17 protein-coding genes and 1 riboswitch are annotated in these 17471 nt (G+C 65.0%); of the genes, 5 read left to right on the top strand and 12 right to left on the bottom strand.

All coding sequences use genetic code 11. The features are described 5' to 3' along the window. Positions 1–39: 39 nt before the first annotated feature. Both JKP78_RS04305 and JKP78_RS04300 read right to left on the bottom strand, forming a co-directional pair. A complete protein-coding gene (locus tag JKP78_RS04305; protein ID WP_186684548.1) occupies positions 40–1377 on the bottom strand; it encodes an MFS transporter in 1338 nt (445 codons plus the stop codon). A gap of 154 nt (positions 1378–1531) precedes the next feature. Then, positions 1532–2215, bottom strand: coding sequence for a FadR/GntR family transcriptional regulator (locus JKP78_RS04300; protein ID WP_170029299.1), 684 nt, complete (start codon positions 2213–2215; stop codon positions 1532–1534). Between the two features lie 278 nt (positions 2216–2493). Here JKP78_RS04300 and JKP78_RS04295 point away from each other — a divergent pair, with 278 nt between their 5' ends. The 4 genes from JKP78_RS04295 to JKP78_RS04280 are packed head-to-tail and all read left to right on the top strand — an operon-like array spanning position 2494 to position 5335. After that, positions 2494–3279: a transporter substrate-binding domain-containing protein gene (locus JKP78_RS04295; protein WP_186684549.1), complete on the top strand. Its 786-nt coding sequence runs from the start codon at positions 2494–2496 to the stop codon at positions 3277–3279. Positions 3280–3301: 22 nt separating this feature from the next. After that, entirely contained in the window at positions 3302–3967 is a 666-nt protein-coding gene (locus tag JKP78_RS04290) for an amino acid ABC transporter permease (protein ID WP_186684550.1), read from the top strand. After that, a complete protein-coding gene (locus tag JKP78_RS04285; protein WP_186685054.1) occupies positions 3964–4614 on the top strand; it encodes an amino acid ABC transporter permease in 651 nt (216 codons plus the stop codon). Before JKP78_RS04290 ends, JKP78_RS04285 begins: the two co-directional genes overlap by 4 nt. Further along, complete coding sequence (locus tag JKP78_RS04280) at positions 4601–5335, top strand: amino acid ABC transporter ATP-binding protein (protein WP_170029302.1); 735 nt, start codon at positions 4601–4603, stop codon at positions 5333–5335. Before JKP78_RS04285 ends, JKP78_RS04280 begins: the two co-directional genes overlap by 14 nt. Positions 5336–5519: 184 nt before the next feature. On the opposite strand, the gene JKP78_RS04275 is transcribed toward JKP78_RS04280, so the two are convergent. From JKP78_RS04275 to JKP78_RS04255, 5 genes are all read right to left on the bottom strand, one after another. Next, entirely contained in the window at positions 5520–6101 is a 582-nt protein-coding gene (locus JKP78_RS04275; protein WP_234454464.1) for a hypothetical protein, read from the bottom strand. A gap of 150 nt (positions 6102–6251) precedes the next feature. Further along, complete coding sequence (locus JKP78_RS04270; RefSeq protein ID WP_200626121.1) at positions 6252–8402, bottom strand: TonB-dependent receptor; 2151 nt, start codon at positions 8400–8402, stop codon at positions 6252–6254. Positions 8403–8470: 68 nt separating this feature from the next. Next, positions 8471–8881: a DUF2946 family protein gene (locus JKP78_RS04265; protein ID WP_200626120.1), complete on the bottom strand. Its 411-nt coding sequence runs from the start codon at positions 8879–8881 to the stop codon at positions 8471–8473. Positions 8882–8972: 91 nt separating this feature from the next. After that, a complete protein-coding gene (locus tag JKP78_RS04260) occupies positions 8973–10544 on the bottom strand; it encodes a sensor domain-containing diguanylate cyclase (protein WP_170029306.1) in 1572 nt (523 codons plus the stop codon). 79 nt (positions 10545–10623) lie between these two features. Beyond that, positions 10624–11103 (bottom strand): hypothetical protein, encoded by a 480-nt coding sequence (locus JKP78_RS04255; RefSeq protein ID WP_170029307.1) that lies wholly within the window; start codon positions 11101–11103, stop codon positions 10624–10626. A 219-nt stretch (positions 11104–11322) separates the two neighbouring features. On the opposite strand from JKP78_RS04255, the gene JKP78_RS04250 reads away from it, so the two are divergent. Beyond that, positions 11323–11646 carry a hypothetical protein gene (locus JKP78_RS04250; RefSeq protein ID WP_170029308.1) on the top strand — a complete coding sequence of 108 codons (324 nt, stop codon included), beginning with the start codon at positions 11323–11325 and terminating at the stop codon, positions 11644–11646. A 47-nt stretch (positions 11647–11693) separates the two neighbouring features. Here the strand turns inward: JKP78_RS04250 and JKP78_RS04245 are convergent, their stop codons facing one another. From JKP78_RS04245 to JKP78_RS04225, 5 genes are all read right to left on the bottom strand, one after another. Then, positions 11694–13034 (bottom strand): OprD family porin, encoded by a 1341-nt coding sequence (locus tag JKP78_RS04245; RefSeq protein WP_186684560.1) that lies wholly within the window; start codon positions 13032–13034, stop codon positions 11694–11696. A gap of 16 nt (positions 13035–13050) precedes the next feature. Further along, positions 13051–13839 carry an ABC transporter ATP-binding protein gene (locus JKP78_RS04240; protein WP_200626119.1) on the bottom strand — a complete coding sequence of 263 codons (789 nt, stop codon included), beginning with the start codon at positions 13837–13839 and terminating at the stop codon, positions 13051–13053. Continuing rightward, a complete protein-coding gene (locus JKP78_RS04235) occupies positions 13836–14849 on the bottom strand; it encodes a FecCD family ABC transporter permease (protein WP_200626118.1) in 1014 nt (337 codons plus the stop codon). The genes JKP78_RS04240 and JKP78_RS04235 overlap by 4 nt, the downstream gene beginning before the upstream one ends. 2 nt (positions 14850–14851) lie before the next feature. Then, positions 14852–15862: an ABC transporter substrate-binding protein gene (locus JKP78_RS04230; RefSeq protein WP_200626117.1), complete on the bottom strand. Its 1011-nt coding sequence runs from the start codon at positions 15860–15862 to the stop codon at positions 14852–14854. Between the two features lie 108 nt (positions 15863–15970). Next, positions 15971–16166: riboswitch (cobalamin riboswitch) on the bottom strand. A 28-nt stretch (positions 16167–16194) separates the two neighbouring features. Continuing rightward, positions 16195–17361: a DUF1624 domain-containing protein gene (locus JKP78_RS04225; protein ID WP_200626116.1), complete on the bottom strand. Its 1167-nt coding sequence runs from the start codon at positions 17359–17361 to the stop codon at positions 16195–16197. Positions 17362–17471: the final 110 nt, after the last annotated feature.

The following is a 17471-nucleotide window of genomic DNA, read 5'->3' as shown; positions in this document are numbered from 1 at the left end:
GCCTTGTGTCGCGATGGGCTGCAAAGCAGCCGCGAATGCTCAGACTGTACGACGAGCCGCAGCCCGCACACCGTCGCCTTCCACCTCATCATGCAAGGAAATCCGGGAAGTCTCCGGCAACGCCAACCCGCCCAGCAGCGCCACCAGCGCGATCACCACCAGGTAGAACGCCGGAGCCAGGCTGCTGCCGGTCTGCCCGATCAGCCAGGTCGCCACCAGCGGCGCGGTACCGCCAAACAGCGTGTAGGCCACGTTGTAGGTAATCGCCGAAGCGGTATAGCGGGTACGGGTAGGGAAGCTTTCCGACAGCAACGCCGCAGTCACCACGCCACTGCACAACGCCCCGACCGCCAGCAGGATCACCCCCAGCAGCGCGCCGGCTATCGAACCGGAGCTGGCCAGCCAGTAGGCCGGGAACACGCACAGCATCACCCACAGGCAGGTAAAGCCGATGGTCCTGCGCCGCCCGACGCGGTCCGAGAACGCCCCGGCCAGCGGGCAGCCGACAGCAGCGAACAGCAGGGCTACCGTGGTCACCAGCAGCGCCTGCGCCCGGGTCAGGTTGCCGACCAGTTGCAGGTAGGTAGCGAAGTAGGTGGTGAACATGTAGAACGACAGCGCAGTGAGCGAGATGAACGCGCCCAGGTTGCGGATCGCCCGGCCATGGTGGCGCAGGGTTTCCTTCAGCGGCGAATGCTCATGCGCCTTGCCTTCGGCGAGGGCTTCGCGGAACGCCGGGGTTTCCTCCATGCGCCAGCGCAGGTACAGGCCAACCAGCCCCAGCGGTGCAGCGATAAGGAACGGGATGCGCCAGCCCCAGGCATTCATGGCTTCGGCCGACAGGCTGGCCTCCAGGCCATAGGCAATCACCGCCGCGCAGGCAAAGGCGGAAAAGGTCGAGACCGGCACGAAGCTGCCATAGAAGGCACGCTTGTCGTGGGGGGCATGCTCCATCAGGTAGGCGCACGCCCCGGCATACTCGCCACCGGCAGAAAAACCCTGCAGGCAGCGCGCCAAGGTTAGCAGCGCAGGGGCCGCCAGGCCGATGCTGGCATAGGTCGGCAGCAGGCCGATCAAGGTCGTCGAGCCGGCCATCAGCAGGATGGTCAGCGACAGGATGCGTTTGCGTCCCAGGCGGTCACCCAGCGCGCCGAACACGATGCCGCCCAGCGGGCGCAGGGCAAAGGCCACGGCGAACACGGCGAAGGTTTTCAGCAAGGCCACGCTGGCGTCTGTGCTGGCGAAGAACTGGCTGGCGATCAGGGTAGCGAGAAAGCCATAGACGGCGAAGTCGAACCACTCGACGAAATTGCCAATGGCCGAGGCGGCGATCACCCGGCGCAGGGTGGCGGGGGATACCTCATGCGATGCAGACATACGGAAGCTCTCCGGTTTCCATAGGCAGCCTGGATGAATGTGGCGCGCTTCAGCGCGCCATCGTTGTTATCAGCGCCAGTAGACCGAGTCGGGCAGCGGCGTGCTTCGTTCAGGGCGACCTTGGGATGCCTGTTTCGACCGTTTCGGGCAGGCGCTACACCGCAAACACCACGCCGGTGCGTGAAGCGGCATTGCGAATGTGCTCGTGCATTGCCTTGTGCGCCGCAGCCTGCGAACGACGGCTCAGGGCGCGAAGGATCTTGCGGTGTTCCTGCCAGGTCTCCATGGCCCGCTCCGGGCGAATGAACGGCAGCTTCTGGCTTTCCAGGAAGATGTCCTGGCTGGCGGTGATCACCTGCAGCATGGCGTGGTTGCCACAGGCTTGCAGCAGCAACTGGTGGAAAGCGAAGTCCAGCTGGGCGGCGGCTTCGAAGCGGCCGGCACGAAGCTCCTGGCGCATCGCCTCGACATTTTCCTCAAGGCGGTCGATGTCGTCCGCCGTCAGCGCCAGCGCCGCCTGACCGGCGGCAAACCCTTCCAGGGCATAGCGCAGCTGGAAGGTGTCGCTGGCCGACACCTGTTCGGCGTAGGGCCAGGCGAACGCCGCGGGCGCCGGCACCTGGACGAACACACCCTTGCCCGGCTGGACGCTGACCAGGCCCAGGGCGCTGAGGGATGACAGGGCCTCGCGCAACGACGCCCGGCTGACCCCCAACTGCTCGGCCAGGTCGCGCTGCGAGGGCAGGGCATCGCCGGGCTGATAGGCACCTTCATCGATCAACTTGCGGATGCCTTGCAGGGCCTGTTCGGGGACGGCGCGGGGGAGGGTGTCGAGCATGCTGTTCAGACCGGTCGGAGGCGATGACCTTGGCTTTTTACGGCTATTGCCCGGTGCTGGCAAGTGTTGCGCCGCGCTGGCGCAAGCTGCAGCGGGGCTGCACGAAAGCGGGGCGTAGGCGTTTTGCCGTCCATCGGCGCCGGCTGACTGTTCAGACCAGTAAGACCGTGCAATGCCGCCCTTCGCCACGTTCGTGCAGGGGTGGCGGCCTTCGCTGGCATGCCCTGTGCACTGCCCAGCCGGCACCTTCCTTCCGTTGATTTCTGCGAGGCCGTTCGATGAAGACATTCCGCACCCTGTTCCTGGCCAGCCTGTTCTGCAGCGGCACCCTGGCACTGCCAACCGCCCAGGCCGATGCGCTGGCCGACATCAGCGCCCGTGGCGTGCTCAAAGTGGCAGTACCGCAGGACTTCCCACCGTTCGGCTCGGTCGGCCCCGACCTCAAGCCCCGTGGCCTGGACATCGATACCGCGCAGCTGTTGGCCGACAAACTGGGCGTAAAGCTGGCCCTGACCCCGGTGAACAGCACCAACCGCATCCCGTTCCTCACCACCGGCAAGGTCGACCTGGTGATCTCGAGCCTGGGCAAGAACCCCGAGCGTGCCGCGGTAATCGACTTCTCGCGCCCCTATGCGCCGTTCTACCTGGCAGTGTTCGGCCCGGCCGACGTGGACATCGCCGGCATCGACGCGGTCGCCGGCAAGACCATCAGCGTCACCCGCGGCTCGATCGAGGACATGGAACTCAGTGCCGTGGCGCCCAAGGGCGCGGTGATCAAGCGCTTCGAAGACAACAACTCGACCATCGCCGCCTACCTCTCCGGCCAGGTCGAATTGATCGCCAGTGGCAGTGTGGTGATGGCGGCCATCGCCGAGAAGAACCCGGCCAAGGTGCCGGTGGTCAAGGTCAAGCTCAAGGACTCGCCGGTCTACGTGGGCGTGGCCAAGAACGAGCCGGCGCTGCTGGAAAAGGTCAACGCCACGCTGGACACCGCCAAGGCGGACGGCAGCCTGAACCGTAATGCCGAAAAATGGCTGAAGCAGCCGCTGCCGGCGGAACTCTGAGTGTTGCCTGGAGCCTGCCGACATGGCCTATGAATTCGACTTTACCCCGGTGCTGGCACAGGCCGACTTGCTGCTCAAGGGTGCCGGGTTCACTCTGCAGTTGACAGCAGTCGGCACGCTGCTGGGCGTAGCCATCGGTGTGCTGGGCGCCGGTGTGCGTGCCTGGCGCGTGCGGCCTTTCGATGCATTGTTCGGCCTGTATGTGGAGCTGATCCGTAACACGCCGTTCATCGTCCAGCTGTTCTTCATCTTTTTCGGCCTGCCGGCGCTGGGCCTGCGCCTGAGCGAGTGGCAGGCGGCGGTGCTGGCCATGGTGATCAACCTTGGGGCCTATTCCACCGAGATCATCCGAGCGGGCATCCAGGCCATTCCCAAGGGCCAGCTGGAAGCCGCCGCGGCCTTGGCCATGAGCCGCTTCGAAGCGTTCCGCCACGTGGTGCTGCAACCTGCGCTGGCCAAGGTCTGGCCGGCGCTGTCGAGCCAGATCGTGATCGTCATGCTGGGCTCGGCAGTGTGCTCGCAGATCGCCACCGAAGAGCTGTCATTTGCCGCCAACTTCATCCAGTCGCGCAACTTCCGCGCATTCGAGACCTACCTGCTGACCACCGCGCTGTACCTGCTCATGGCCATCCTCCTGCGCCAGTTGCTGGCGTGGCTGGGGCAGCGCCTGCTGATGGGGAGACGCTGATGGATTTCACCTTCTGGGACATTCTGCGCAACTTGCTGATTGGCCTGCAATGGACCTTGCTGCTGTCGCTGGTGGCGTTCCTCTGCGGTGGTGCTGCCGGCTTGCTGGTGCTGGTCGCACGGCTGTCCGGGCAGCGGCTGTGGCGCGGCCTGGCGCGCGGCTATATCGAGCTGTTCCAGGGCACGCCGCTGTTGATGCAGCTGTTCATGGTGTTTTTCGGGATCGCTCTGTTCGGCCTGGATGTGTCGGCATGGATGGCTGCGGCCATTGCCCTGACGCTGTTCACCAGTGCCTTTCTCGCCGAAATCTGGCGCGGTTGTGTCGATGCGATCCCGCGTGGCCAGTGGGAGGCCTCCGGCAGCCTGGCGCTGAGCCGGCTGGAGCAGCTGCGCCACGTCATCCTGCCGCAGGCGTTGCGTATCGCCGTGGCGCCGACCGTGGGCTTTTCGGTGCAGGTGGTCAAGGGCACGGCGGTCACTTCGATCATCGGTTTCACCGAGCTGACCAAGACCGGCGGCATGCTGGCCAATGCCACATTCGAACCCTTCATGGTCTACGGCCTGGTCGCGCTGGGCTATTTCATTCTCTGCTACCCGCTCTCGCTGAGCGCCCGTTACCTGGAAAGGAGGCTGCATGCCCCTGCTTAGAGTGTCTGCTTTGCACAAGTACTACGGCGACAACCACGTGCTCAAGGGCGTCGACCTCAGCATCGAAGAGGGTGAGGTGGTGGCCATCATCGGCCGCAGCGGCTCGGGCAAGAGTACCCTGCTGCGTACTCTCAATGGCCTGGAGTCGATCAGCGACGGGGTGATCGAGGTGGACGGGGAATACCTCGACGCCAGCCGCGCCGACCTGCGCGCCTTGCGCCAGAAGGTGGGCATGGTGTTCCAGCAGTTCAACTTGTTCCCACACCTGAGCGTGGGCGAGAACGTGATGTTGGCGCCGCAGGTGGTGAAGAAGGCCAGCCGCGCCGAAGCGCGCCGCCTGGCCGAGCAGATGCTGGCGCGGGTGGGGCTGGCGGAGAAGTTCGATGCCTACCCCGACCGGCTCTCCGGTGGCCAGCAACAGCGCGTGGCGATCGCCCGCGCCCTGGCCATGTCACCGAAAGTGCTGCTGTGCGACGAGATCACCTCGGCGCTCGACCCCGAGCTGGTCAATGAAGTGCTCGGCGTGGTGCGCCAACTGGCCAGCGAAGGCATGACCCTGATCATGGTCACCCATGAGATGCGCTTCGCCCGTGAAGTGGGCGACAAGCTGGTGTTCATGCACCAGGGCAAGGTGCATGAAATGGGCAATCCGCGTGAGGTGTTCGCCGCGCCGCAAACAGCGGAGCTGGCCAACTTCATCGGGGCAGTGGCGTCGGCCTAGCTGCGTTTCATCGCACGCCGACTTTCCAGGGGGCATATTCCATCTCGCTGTAGCCCTTGGCCAAGCCACCATCTTCGGCCTTGAAGCCCGGCAGGTTGGCCAGCTCCAGTGTCATGCAACGGCTGTTCAGGCGGGCCTGCAGTTTGCCATCGAGGCGGAAATCGTCCGGCCGTAGCGGGTGAGGTTAGATCTGCACCAGGCAGCCTTGCACCTTGCCCTGGGCATTCGCCTGGTAATACACCGAGGCCCGGCCAATGCTGTCGACCGGCAGGTTGCCGAACAGCTGCTGCCAGAAGAACTCACGCTGCGCGTTGCTCCGGCGCCGTGCAGTGCCAGGTGCTTGGGCGGACGCCGGCAGCACCACCAACAGCGGCGCACGGATTTGCGCAGTACCGTTGTCCTCGCGCAGCGCCTGGGGCACCACGGGATAGATGGTGTTCCAGCATTGCGCCTCCACCACGCTGGCCAGTGACTTGAAGTCGGTGCGGATCAGTTCGGCAGGCAGTTGGTTTTCGTACCGCAGCGGCGCCCTGCTGGCTTTGCAACTGACCGGTGCAGAGGATGAGTCGAGTTCGACCTTCAGCATGACCACGCCGATTTGCGGGCCCGTATCAGCGGTGGCGATGCCCAGCTTCAACGCTTGCTGCATGTCGCGGACGAATGCCCGGCGAGCCAGTTTTTCCGCCTCGGAGGAGCGCTGATGCTGGCAACCTGGCAACGCGATGAGTGTGGCGGCCACAAGTACGGGAAACAGCGTTCTGAACACAGGGACTTCCTTGATGAGGCAGGAGCGAGCGTCTTGCCGCGTGAATGAAGACTCGCATTATCCGTCAGGACGGTTTGGGATTCTCTGTGGTTGTGTGTAGGAAGTGTCTTGTTCGGCGGTATCGGCGCCAGGCCGACACCGCCTTGTACATCAGAAACGCAGGTCCAGCGCCAGCTCGAAGGTACGTGGTGGCCCCATGTAGTACTGGCTGTTGTAAGCCTGCTTGGCATAGACCTCATCGGTCAGGTTGCGTACCCGTCCGGTCAGGCTGGTGGTTGCATCCAGCCGGTAACGGGCGAATGCGCCGAACAGGGTGTAGGCCGGGGCCTTCAGGCTGTTGGCATTGTCGGCATACACCGAGCCCACGTAACGCCCGTCCGCGCCTACCGACCATGCCGGTGAAAGGCTGTAGGTCAGCCACAGGTTGGCGACGCTGGCCGGCACGTTCACCGGTGCATTGCCCTTGCGCGACACCGACACGCCGTTGACCGCCTCGTTGAATTCATCGTACTGGGCATCGACGTAGGCGTAGTTGGCTTCGGCCAGCAACTTGGGGGTGACCTGCAGGCGCCCGGACAACTCGATGCCCCGCGAAGTCTGCTGGCCGGCCTGGACCGTAAGGTTGGCGTCGTTGGCATCCCGCACGGCAAAGTCCTTGCGCACGATCTGGTACAGCGCCAGCGTGGTCGCGCCGCGCCCGGCGAGGAAGTCGAACTTGCTGCCCACTTCCCACTGCTCTCCCTTGGACAGGTCGAACAGGCCAACGTTGGAGTAAGTCGCTGCCGCCAGCGAACCGGCCGGCAAGTCGGCGGACGTGCTGTACTGCGCATACACGCTGGCAGAGGGGGTCAGTGCGTAGGTCAGGCCGATACGCCCTGACAGCGGCTCCCAGCGCCGTTCGAAGTAGGCCGGCGAGGTTGGCGTTACCGGGCCGTAGTTGGTCACCTGCATGTCCAGGTAGTCGTAGCGCAATGCGCTCAGCAGGGCCAGGCGCTCGGTGAGTTGCAGGCGGTTTTCGGCAAACACGGCGCGGTTGCTGACCTCGTGGCGGCGCTGCTTGGTCAGGCCGGCGTTGACCCCGGGGATGTCATCGAAGCTGCCGGGGGCGAAGTACTCGGCATCGACCACGTCGCTCCAGCTGCTCGAGGTGGGGTAGAGCGTCTGGTGCATGGTTGAGTATTCGAGCCCCAGCGACCACTGGCTGGTCAAGCCGAACAGCTGGTTGTCGTGGCGCAGCTCGATGCGGTTGCCCAACAGGTTGTGGTCGTGGCGTTGCAGGTAGGGGCTGCTGCGCCGGACCTTGCCATCGTCGGTGTAGCGGTAGCGTTCGAGGTTGCGGTAGTCGCGCTGGGCGTTGTAGTGGTACAGCGTGTTCTGCACGCTGGTGCTGTCGCTGAGCTGGTAATCGAGGATCGAACGCAGCCAGCGTACTCGCTGCTCATAGCGACCATCGCCGACGTTGTAGTTCTCGAAGCGGCGGCTGTTGTCGATTTTCATCGTGCTGCGCCCGGGCAGGATCGGCGAGCCCCAGTAAGGGCTGTCTTCGCGATCTTCCTGGTACTCCAGGGCCAGGGTGTGGGTGAGGTTGGGCGCGAGGTCGCTGAGCAGCGAGAATGCCAGGCTGTCGGTGTGCCGTTCATTGCGGTCGATGTAGCCGTTGCCGTGCCCGCGGCTGAAGTCCAGGCGCAGGAAATGGCGGGCATCGGCGGGGTTGTTGGCCAATGCCTGGTTGATGCCGAAGGCTATCTCGCTGTCGTCGAAGCTGCCGTAGCGGATCCGCCCGTCGACGGTGTGCTGGTCGCGGCTGGCCAGCTTGGTGAGGTAGTTGATCGAGCCACCCACCGCACCTGCGCCATGCAGGAACGACGACGGCCCGCCGATCAGTTCGACGCGATCGAGCACCCAGGCATCTACCGGGCGGGTGGCGCTGCTGTAGCCGAGGTTGATGCCGTTGTACAACTGGGTGACCTGGTTCTGGGTAAAGCCACGGTAGGCGACGAAGCCGCCAAAGCCGGGGTTGGCCGAGGCGTTCACCCCGGTCATGGCGTTGAGCACCTCCTGGCTGTCCCGGGCACCGCGTTCTTCGATCAGGCGGCGGTCCGAGACACTGACCGAGGCGGGCGTTTCCCGGGCGGTGAGGCCGAGGCGAGAGCCGGTGCGGATCGGCTCGTCCAGTTGCACGCCGCTGGCGGCGTCGCGGTCACCGTCGATGGTGGTGACGCTGAGTTCCAGGGGGGCGGTGTCCGCCCAGGCAAGGCTGCAGGTGCCCATGAAGAGCAGCAGGGAAGTATGGCGAAGCATGTTGGCAGGTTTTCCACGCAAAGGTCATGGCTGACCGCGGGCGCGCCGGCAGGCGCGCCCGGTTGAGGTCAGGCGAAATGAATAGCTGCTGCGGGGAAAACAACGGGGGGCGCGCGAGGGGTGAGGGCTGGGCGTAGGTGACGTGGCGGCGGTTGCGCCCAGCTGCGTATCACCATGGGCGAAGTGGCCACGACCTGGGCCGGGGTGAACGACCAGCCGCCACTGTTGAGCGGCACGGCCAGGCCGAACGAGGAGCACACCGGGCAGTCGAGCTGGGCCATGTGCTGGTCGCCGCCAGTGCCCTCGAGGTCGATGGCCATGCCGTGCTCGCCGTCGAGCGCACAGAAACTGCCTTGCAGGCCCGCCAGGCGCAGGCCGCCCATCTGGCCATGGTGCAGGCCGCACAAGGCCAGGCTGAACAGGACGCTGGCGTAGAGCGTCCAGGCAGTCAGCAGGCGAATGTGGCGGGTGGTTTTCATGGCGCGAATCTACCACCCGGATGAACGGTCGGGTAGCGCTTTTGCGTGCGATGCCTGAGCGCTGTCCTGCAACCTTGATCAATGCAAGATGTCAGGCAATGACAACCCGGTTGCGTCCCTCCTGCTTGGCCCGGTAAAGCGCCCGGTCGGCGGCACTCAGCACATACCCTGGCTCGCCACCAGCCTCGCCTTCCCAGTGCGCCACTCCCAGCGAAATCGTCACCGCACCTACTGGCTCGACCGGGGTATCCTGCACCGTCACCCGTAGCCGCTCGGCCACTACCGCCGCCACGTCCGGGCTGGCCCCGGGCAACAGCATCAGAAACTCCTCGCCGCCGGTACGGCACAGCAGGTCACCTTCCCGGCAGCAGCGGCGCATCAACTCCGCCAGCCGGCGCAGGACCTGGTCGCCAACTTCGTGGCCATGGTTGTCATTGACCCGCTTGAAATGGTCGATATCCAGCACGATGGCGGCAAACGGCCGCCCTTCGGCCTCCAGCAGTGACAAGCTGAACTCCAGGCTGCGGCGGTTGCCCAGGCCGGTCAGCGGGTCGGTCTGGGCGTCACGGTTGAGCCGGCCGATGCGCTCATGCAGCAAGTTGAGGCCGAACAGCAGTGCGCGTTTGAGCTGCGCTGCCTCGAAGTACCAGGCCGATACCCGATGCAGGCGCTCGGCGGTGCCGGCGCGGTCCATCGAGCGCGCGCCGGCGGCCAGTTGCCACAGTGGCCGGGCAATGATCATGGCCAGCCACCACAGCAGCAGGCTGCCTACCAGGGCCAAGGGTACCGAGATACCCACCACGTTCAGGATCAGCCGGTTCAACGGCGCTACGGTCTGCGCCAGTGGCTGCTGCGCCACCACCCCCCAGCCGGCGCTGGGCACGGTGGCGAAACCGGCAACCATGGCCACACCGTGGCTGTTGGTCAGCTGGCGGGTGCCATTGCCGAGGGTCGCCAGCTGGTCGATCAAGGCATTGCCTTCAACCACTTTGCCCACCCGTTGGCCATCGGGGTGATAGAGCAGGCGACGGTTGCGGTCGACCACGTACAGGTACGAACCGTCCTTGTAGAAATGTTCGCCCAGCAGGCTGTTGAGGATGTTGCGCTCACGCAGGTACAGGCTACCCCCCACGTACCCCAGGTAGCGACCGTTGCTGTCGAGAATCGGGTGCGACAAGGCCACCACCAGGTTGTTGGCCGCCGACATGTAGGGCGTCGACACCAGTGGGCTACGCGCCTGCAATGCTTCCTGGACACCGGGCGAATGCATGCGGCTACCGACCAGATGCCGCAGCGGCGCAGGAGAAATGGCCAGCAGCACGCCGTTGGCATCGAGCACGAAGGTGGAGTTGAAGGCCATGCTCTGGCTCAGCACACGTTCTGTTTCAGCCTGCAGCGCCTGGGCGTCACCCAACTGCCGCGCTTGCACGCCGGCACTGAACGACAGCTGCTGCTGGGCATTGCTGATGAAGGTTTCGGTAATGCTGGCCAGCTTCGTCGCATACACCCGGTTGGCTTCCAGGGCGTGGTCGATCAGCAACTGGCGCTGCACCCGGTAGCTGGCAAAATAGCTGGCGCACAGCATGACCAAGGCGGTAAGGGCGCAGAGCACCAGGATGAGGGTGCGTAGATCCAGGCGCAATCCGTGCTTGCTGTTTGGCAATCCTGACCTCGAATAATGGAATAAGCATCTACGAAATAGGAATAACCTTACGCGTTATGCACGCGATGGGAAACCGTATTCACGAGCCTGCCTTTTCCAGCGCATCGAGTTCGTCTTCCACCTGCTGCATGCGCTGCTCGGCCAGAGCCTGGACGTTGACGTCGCGGGCCGTTTCGCGCATCAGTGCAGTGAGCTTCTCGCCCAGGCGCTTGCCGGCTTCGGTGTCTTCCAGGGCGCGGGCCTTGGCCGGGTCATGGGTGGCCTCGACGATGGTGGCGAACTCGGCATCGCTGAAGTTCTTTTCGCTGTACAGCCGGAACAGGTCCTGGCGCTGGTCTTCGACGGTCAGGTGCTTGCGTAGCACATCCTCGATGGCCGCCTGTGACAGCTGTGGGTGCCTGCGGCCGAGCAGCACGGCCATGCGCTCGATGTTGTGCGTATAGGCATCCTGCAGGGGCAGCTGGGCCAGAATCTGTTGTTCACGCGAGGGCTTCTGGTCGCAGGCGGTGAGGGCGGCAGTCAGCAGCAGGGGCAACAGCAACGTGAGGAAGCGAGGCATGGCGTGGCCTGGTCGGGCAATGATAGCGGGGATTATACCGACGTCAGCCGGGCCACGACGACCCATCCTTTGCCTTCGTCTGCCGTTGTTGCTGCGTTGCGGTTCAGAAAACGCCTACAAAGGCCCTGGGTTGATGATCCACGCGTTCATTTCCAAACCTGCCCGCCTTGCTTACCTTCCGGGTGCACGGATTGTTCACTGCACCAAGGGAGACTCGGCATGCCACACCTGGCCCTGTACAAACTCAAACTGCTGGACGAGTTCGAAGACCGCAGAGACCTGTGGACCTTCGGTGATTTCGAGAACCGGTTGATGGACCTGTGGCGTGGTGCGACTTACCACGACGCCAAGAGCATCATCAATGCAGCGCACAAGGAGCGGCGTTGGCCCAGGACGGTGAAGCGCTACCTGCTGACCAACTACCAGGCATTTGGCAATGTCAGTGCCGAGCTTGAGCGTACGTTCGCCGAGGTGGTAGCGGCGATGAATGCGCAGGAGCGGGCGCAGTGGGGCTTGCAGCCTGTCGGCAGTTCGGTCGCCTGAGCGCTCCCGGGGCTGCCTGGCAGCCCCGATTCGGTTGATGCGGTCGATCAGAGCGCACCCGACAACGGCCATTCCACGGCCAAGCGGATCTGGTCCCCGTCCAGTTCCGCCTGGGCGGTATTGCCTCGATGCAGGTTGTGCCTTAGCGAAAACGCGGTGCCTTTGGCCTTGCCACTCTGCACCACATAACGCGCTTCCAGGTCGCGCTCCCAATGCTTGCCACCCTTGCCATAGCCCAGGTAGGCATAACCGCCCGCCGGGTCGACATGCGTGCCATCGATATCGAAACCGCGCACATACAACGCCGTCAGGTTCAGACCCGGCACGCCATAGGCGCCCATGTTCAGGTCATAACGTGCCTGCCACGACTTCTCGTTGGGCGCGTTGAAGTCCGACATCTGCACCGCGTTGGCCAGGTAGATCGCCCCGCGCGTCACGTAATCGAATGGCGTGTCGCCATGCACCTGCTGCCAGCCCAGGCTGAAACCGTGCGGCCCCTGGTCGTAGCGCGAGACCAGGCTCCAGGTGGTGTTGTCGATGCGCCCGGACAGCGCCTTGCCGGTGTCGGTGGTGCGGTACAGGTTGAGATCCAGGCTGAGGCTGCGGCGTTCATCCAGGGCGTGGCTGAAGGTGCTGCCCAGGTAATGCTGGTTCCAGCTGTCCTCGTAGCGTGAGCTGTACAGGCTGCCGCGGAAAGCGGCACCCGGGTCCCACACCACGCCAGCCAGGTCGAAGCTGTTGCCCTGGCGGCCGTTGGAGTAGTTCACCACGAAGCCCTGGTCGTGGCTGGAGGCATTGCGGTCGGTGTCCTCGGTGAAGTGCCCGGCCACCAGCTTGAGGCTGTCGAGTTCACTACTGGTGAGCAACAGGCCGCTGACGGTCTCGGGTAGCAGGCGGCTGTCGGAGGCGCTGAACACCGGGGTCTTGACCCTTTGCTCGCCGTAGGACAGCACGGTATCGGACATTCTCAGTTTCAGTGCTGCGCCGGCACGGCTGTAATCGCTCTTGGGGTGCCCGGCGTTATCGACCGCGAGCAGGCGCGCCTTGCCCGCGCGCCCACCACCACTGTCGAGCTGCACGCCCAGGTAGGCGTGGGCGTCGACCCCGACGCCGATCAGCCCCTGGGTGAAACCGGACTGCAAGGTCGCCATCAGGCCATAGGCCCACTCCTCAGCCTTGCCGTTACGTTCATTGCGCGGCTTGTAGGCATTGCGCGCTGCGCTGTTGCGCCCACCGTGCTTGTAGTCGCGCTGGTCGAATACGCTGCGGTTGAGCAGGCTCCAGCTGCCATCCTCAACCCAGCCGTTGCTCTGCGATTGCGCGGATTCGGCCAGCGCGGTCGGGGCTAGCAGGGCGCTGGCGAGCAGCAGGGCAAGAGGGCGCGACATGGGTGGAACTTCCTGTTCAGGGGGTGCGAAAACGCAGGATGCGTGCACCGTCGAAGGGGTCGATGAGGTAATGGGCGTGCACGCCGAAGGTGCTCAGCAGGCGTTCCGGGGTCAGCACCTCGGCTGGCTTGCCGAGGGCAACCAGGCGGCCCTTGTCGAGCACTGCCAGGCGGTCGCAGGTGAGCGCCTGGTTGAGGTCATGCAGCGCCACCAGAGTGGTCACCGGCAAGGCTTGCACCTGTTGCAGCAGGCTCAGCTGGTGCTGGATATCCAGGTGGTTGGTCGGCTCGTCCAGCAGCAATACCTGTGGCCGCTGTGCCAGGGCACGGGCGATATGCACGCGCTGGCGCTCGCCACCGGACAGCGAACCCCACAGGCGCGTACGCAGGTGCAGCGCATCGAGGTCAGCCAGGGCCTGCTCGACGATCGCGTGGTCTTCCGGCGAGAACGGCGCCAGTGCCGACAGCCAGGGGGTGCGGCCCAGGGCAACGGCGTCGAACACGCTGATCGCATCGAGGGTGTCGGCCTGCTGTTCGACCAGCGCCAGGGCCTGGGCGATACGCCGACGGGGCAACCGCGCCAGCGCTTCGCCGAGCAACTGCACGCTGCCGCTGGCTGGCTTGCGCAGCCCGGCCAGCACTTTCAGCAATGAGGACTTGCCGGAGCCGTTGGGGCCGACGATGCCCAGCGTCTCGCCGGCGATGAGGTGCAGGTCTATCTCGTGCAACACGGCATTGCCAGCCAACTGCAGGCCCAGCCCCTGGCAACTCAGCGGCGAGAGGTTCACCGCGGTCATGGCGGTCATGGGCGCCCCCGACGGCTGACCAGGATCAACGCGAACACCGGTGCGCCGATCAGTGCGGTGACCACCCCCACGGGGATGACCTGGCCAGGGATCAGGGTGCGCGACAGGATGTCCGCGGCAATCAGGAACAATGCGCCACCCAACGCGCTGGCGGGCAGCAGGCGGCTGTGCCCCGGGCCGAGCAGCAGGCGCAGCGCATGGGGGATCACCAGCCCGACGAAGCCGATGGCGCCGACGATCGACACCATGACCGCGGTAACCAGCGCTGCGCAGCTGATCAGCAGCAACTGGGTACGCCGCACCGGTATGCCCAGCGATGCCGCCGAGTCGGCACCGAAGGTGAACGCATCCAGCGTGCGCCGGTGCCACAGGCACATCAGCAAGCCGAACACCGCCACGGGCACGGCCAGCCACACCGAAGGCCAGCGTACGCCACTGAGGTTGCCCAGGAGCCAGAACAGGATGCCGCGCGCCTGCTCGGCAGTGGCCGACATGGTAATGAGCAAGGCGGTGAGGGCGTTGAACAGTTGCGAACCGGCGATGCCGGCGAGGATCACCTGGGCGTTGTTGGCGCCGCTGCCGGCCGCGCGAGCCAGGACCAGCACCAGGGCGAACGCCGCCAGGGCACCGATGAAAGCACCGCCGGACATGCTCAACGCCAGGCTGCCGAAGCCCAGCAGGCCGACCAGTACTGCCCCGGTCGAGGCGCCAGCAGACAACCCCAGCAGGTACGGTTCGGCCAATGGGTTGCGCAACAGCGCCTGGAGGATCACGCCGCAGGTGGCCAGGCCGGCGCCGCAGGCTGCGGCAACCAGGGTGCGGGTGAGGCGATAGTTCCAGACGATCCCGGCGTCGATCGGGTCGACCGGGTAACCGGCCTGCCACAGCTGGTTGGCCAGAACCTGGGCGACCACAGCAGGTGCCAGGTTGCTCTCGCCAATGGCGGTACCGGCCAGCACGGCTACCAGCAGTGCCGCCAGGGCCACCGTGATGAACAATGACAAGCGCATGATCACTGGCCTGGGTTGCCGCTGGCGAAGGCGGCCGACAAGGTCTGCAGGCCGCTGAACAGGCGGATGCCGGCCTGCATGGCATCGGCATCGAGGACGATGATGCGGTTGTGCTTCACCGCTTCCATGTTGCGGGTTACCGGGTCGCTGCGCAGAAACGCCAGCTTCTTCTGGTAATCGTCGGCAGGGTAGCGGCGGCGGTCCATGCGGGCAATGATCAGCCAGGTGGGGTTGGCCTTGGCCAGGGTTTCCCAGCCGACGGTGGGCCATTCTTCGGTGGACGTGACGACGTTGCGCACGCCGAGGGTGCGCAGCATGAAATCGGCAACGCCCTGGCGGCCCGCTACATAGGGCGCGATGCCCAGGTCGGCGCTGGAAAACCAGAACAGCGCCGAGGTGCTGGCCAAGTCCTTGCCGACCAGCTGTGCCTTGGCGCTGTCCAGGCGGCCCTTGAGCTCGGCGTTGAGGGCGCTGCCGCGCGCCTGCACGTCGAAGATCTCGGCCAGCTGGCTGATGCTTTTGTAGATACTGTCGACCTGGAACGCCTGCAGGCGGGTACCGTCGGCGCCGACCAGGTTGTCCTTGCCTTCGCAATCCGACGGCAGCAGGTAGGTGGGGATCTGCAGCTCGTCGAACTGTTCGCGGGTGGCCACCGCGCCCTGGGCACCGACCATCCATTCGAACTGCACCGCAACCAGTTGCGGGCGCTTGCCGACCATTGCCTCGAAGCTGGGCTCGTTGTTGGCCAGGCGCGGTACCTTGGCATCCTGTGCCTGGTACTCGGGCAGCACGTTGTTGAACCACAGTGAAGTGCCTGCCAGCCTGTCGCCCAGCCCCAGTGCGTAGAGCATCTCGGTACTGGCCTGGCCAATGGTGACGGCGCGTTCCGGTGCCTGGGCGAAGGTCTGCGGCTTGCCGCAGTTGTCAATCGTCAGCGGGTAATGGGTAGCTGCGGCCTGCGCCAGGCCGGTGAGGCCGAGGCCGGCGAGCAGGGTGGCAAAACGGGGCAGCATGCTGGGCGATCTCCTATCGGACAGTTCTGGTGAGGAACACACGGACAGGCATCGCCGAGCCCTGCGGCAGCAGGGCAACACAGATGGCCAATCCCGGACACCCCGCCGGTTGGTGAATGTAGGCCGGCAGGTCTCCTGACTGGTGCGTCATGGCCTGGCTCCGGCCTTCCCGGGGTAGACCCAGTGGCATCGTTGGAGCAGGCTCGGCACCTACAGTTGCGGGGGCAGTTCCGTTTGGCCCGTTTGCTTGGGCCTGGGATTCCCTATTGATTCCGTGATGGAAACCGGCGGCCGGCATGGTAGACCATCGCGCCGCCGGCTGAAAACGCTTTTCACAAGTACTTCAGCCAGGCCAGGTCGCGCCGCCGCGCCTTCAGCCGGGCGAACCAGCGCACTGGCAGGTACAGCGAAAACGCCAACAGCAGTGCCCCCAGCCACACGGCGGTGATGCCGTCGAAACCGAAGTAGTCACCCTGGTTGCGGCCATACAGCGCCACGCTGGCCAGGTACAGCAGCTTCAGCACATACAGGTGCAACAAGTAGAAGAACATCGGTGCCGCGCCGAACACCGCCAGGCCATTGATCCAGCGCGCCTGCCCGGCGCGTTCGAAGGCGCGCAGCAACAGCAGGCCACAGCCCAGGGTCAGTGCCAGGAACAGCAGCGACGGTGGGTACTTGGTGATGTTGAAGAAGCTCATCAGGGTTTGCGTAAGGGCGGGGTAGACGCTCCACGGGGCCTCGCCGTAGCCGTTGAACAGGCGCAGCGCGACAAAACCCAGCAAGGCGGCCAGGCCGGCCAGCAGCAAGCGTTGCTGGCGCCGAGTGTCATCACTGTGGCGGGCGAACCACGGGCCCAGGCCATAGCCCAGGGCGATCACGCCGAGCCAAGGCAGAACCGGGTAGGAGGTGCGCAGGCGCAGGTTGTCGGAGAGTTCCAGCCAGCCGCGATCATGCAGGATCGCCCAAGGCACATGCAGCGCCGATCCGACTTCGAAGTGCACAGTGTCGAGCAGGTTATGGCCGGCGATGAGGGTTGCACCCAGGGCGATCAGTGCGCCACGTGGCAGCCAGACCAGCAGCGACAAGACCATCATGCTGATCCCAATGGCCCAGATTACCTGTAGGTAGATGACGCTGGGCGGCAGCTGGAAGGTCCAGGCGAAGTTGACCAGGGTGAACTCCAGCACCACCAGGAACAGCCCGCGTTTGAACAGGAATGCCGAGACGTCGCCGCGGCCCTGATGCTTTTCGCCGTACAGCCAGGCCGACAGGCCGGTCAGCAGGACGAACACCGGGGCGCACAGGTGGGCCAGGGTGCGGCTGAAGAACAGCGCGGGCTCGGTGGCGTCGATGGCCATCGGGTCGCTGACCTGGCGATGCAGGAAAAAGGTTTCGCGTACGTGGTCAAGAAGCATGAACAGGATCACCAGGCCGCGCAGGGCATCGATGCTCTGCAGGCGCTGGGTGAGCAGGGTGGGGGTGGCACTGGCGCTGGTCATGGCGGGTCGCTGCTAGGAATGAATGTCAAATGAAACGTTATCTTATAACTAAAAATTCCCGGTTGGTAGCGTTTTTTGCCTGTGCCGGCCGCTTCGCGGGCACGCCCGCT

Source organism: Pseudomonas sp. LAM2023 (assembly GCF_016620375.1).
In the GTDB taxonomy this organism is placed as follows: domain Bacteria; phylum Pseudomonadota; class Gammaproteobacteria; order Pseudomonadales; family Pseudomonadaceae; genus Aquipseudomonas; species Aquipseudomonas anuradhapurensis.
This window is presented reverse-complemented; position numbering and strand designations above follow the sequence as displayed.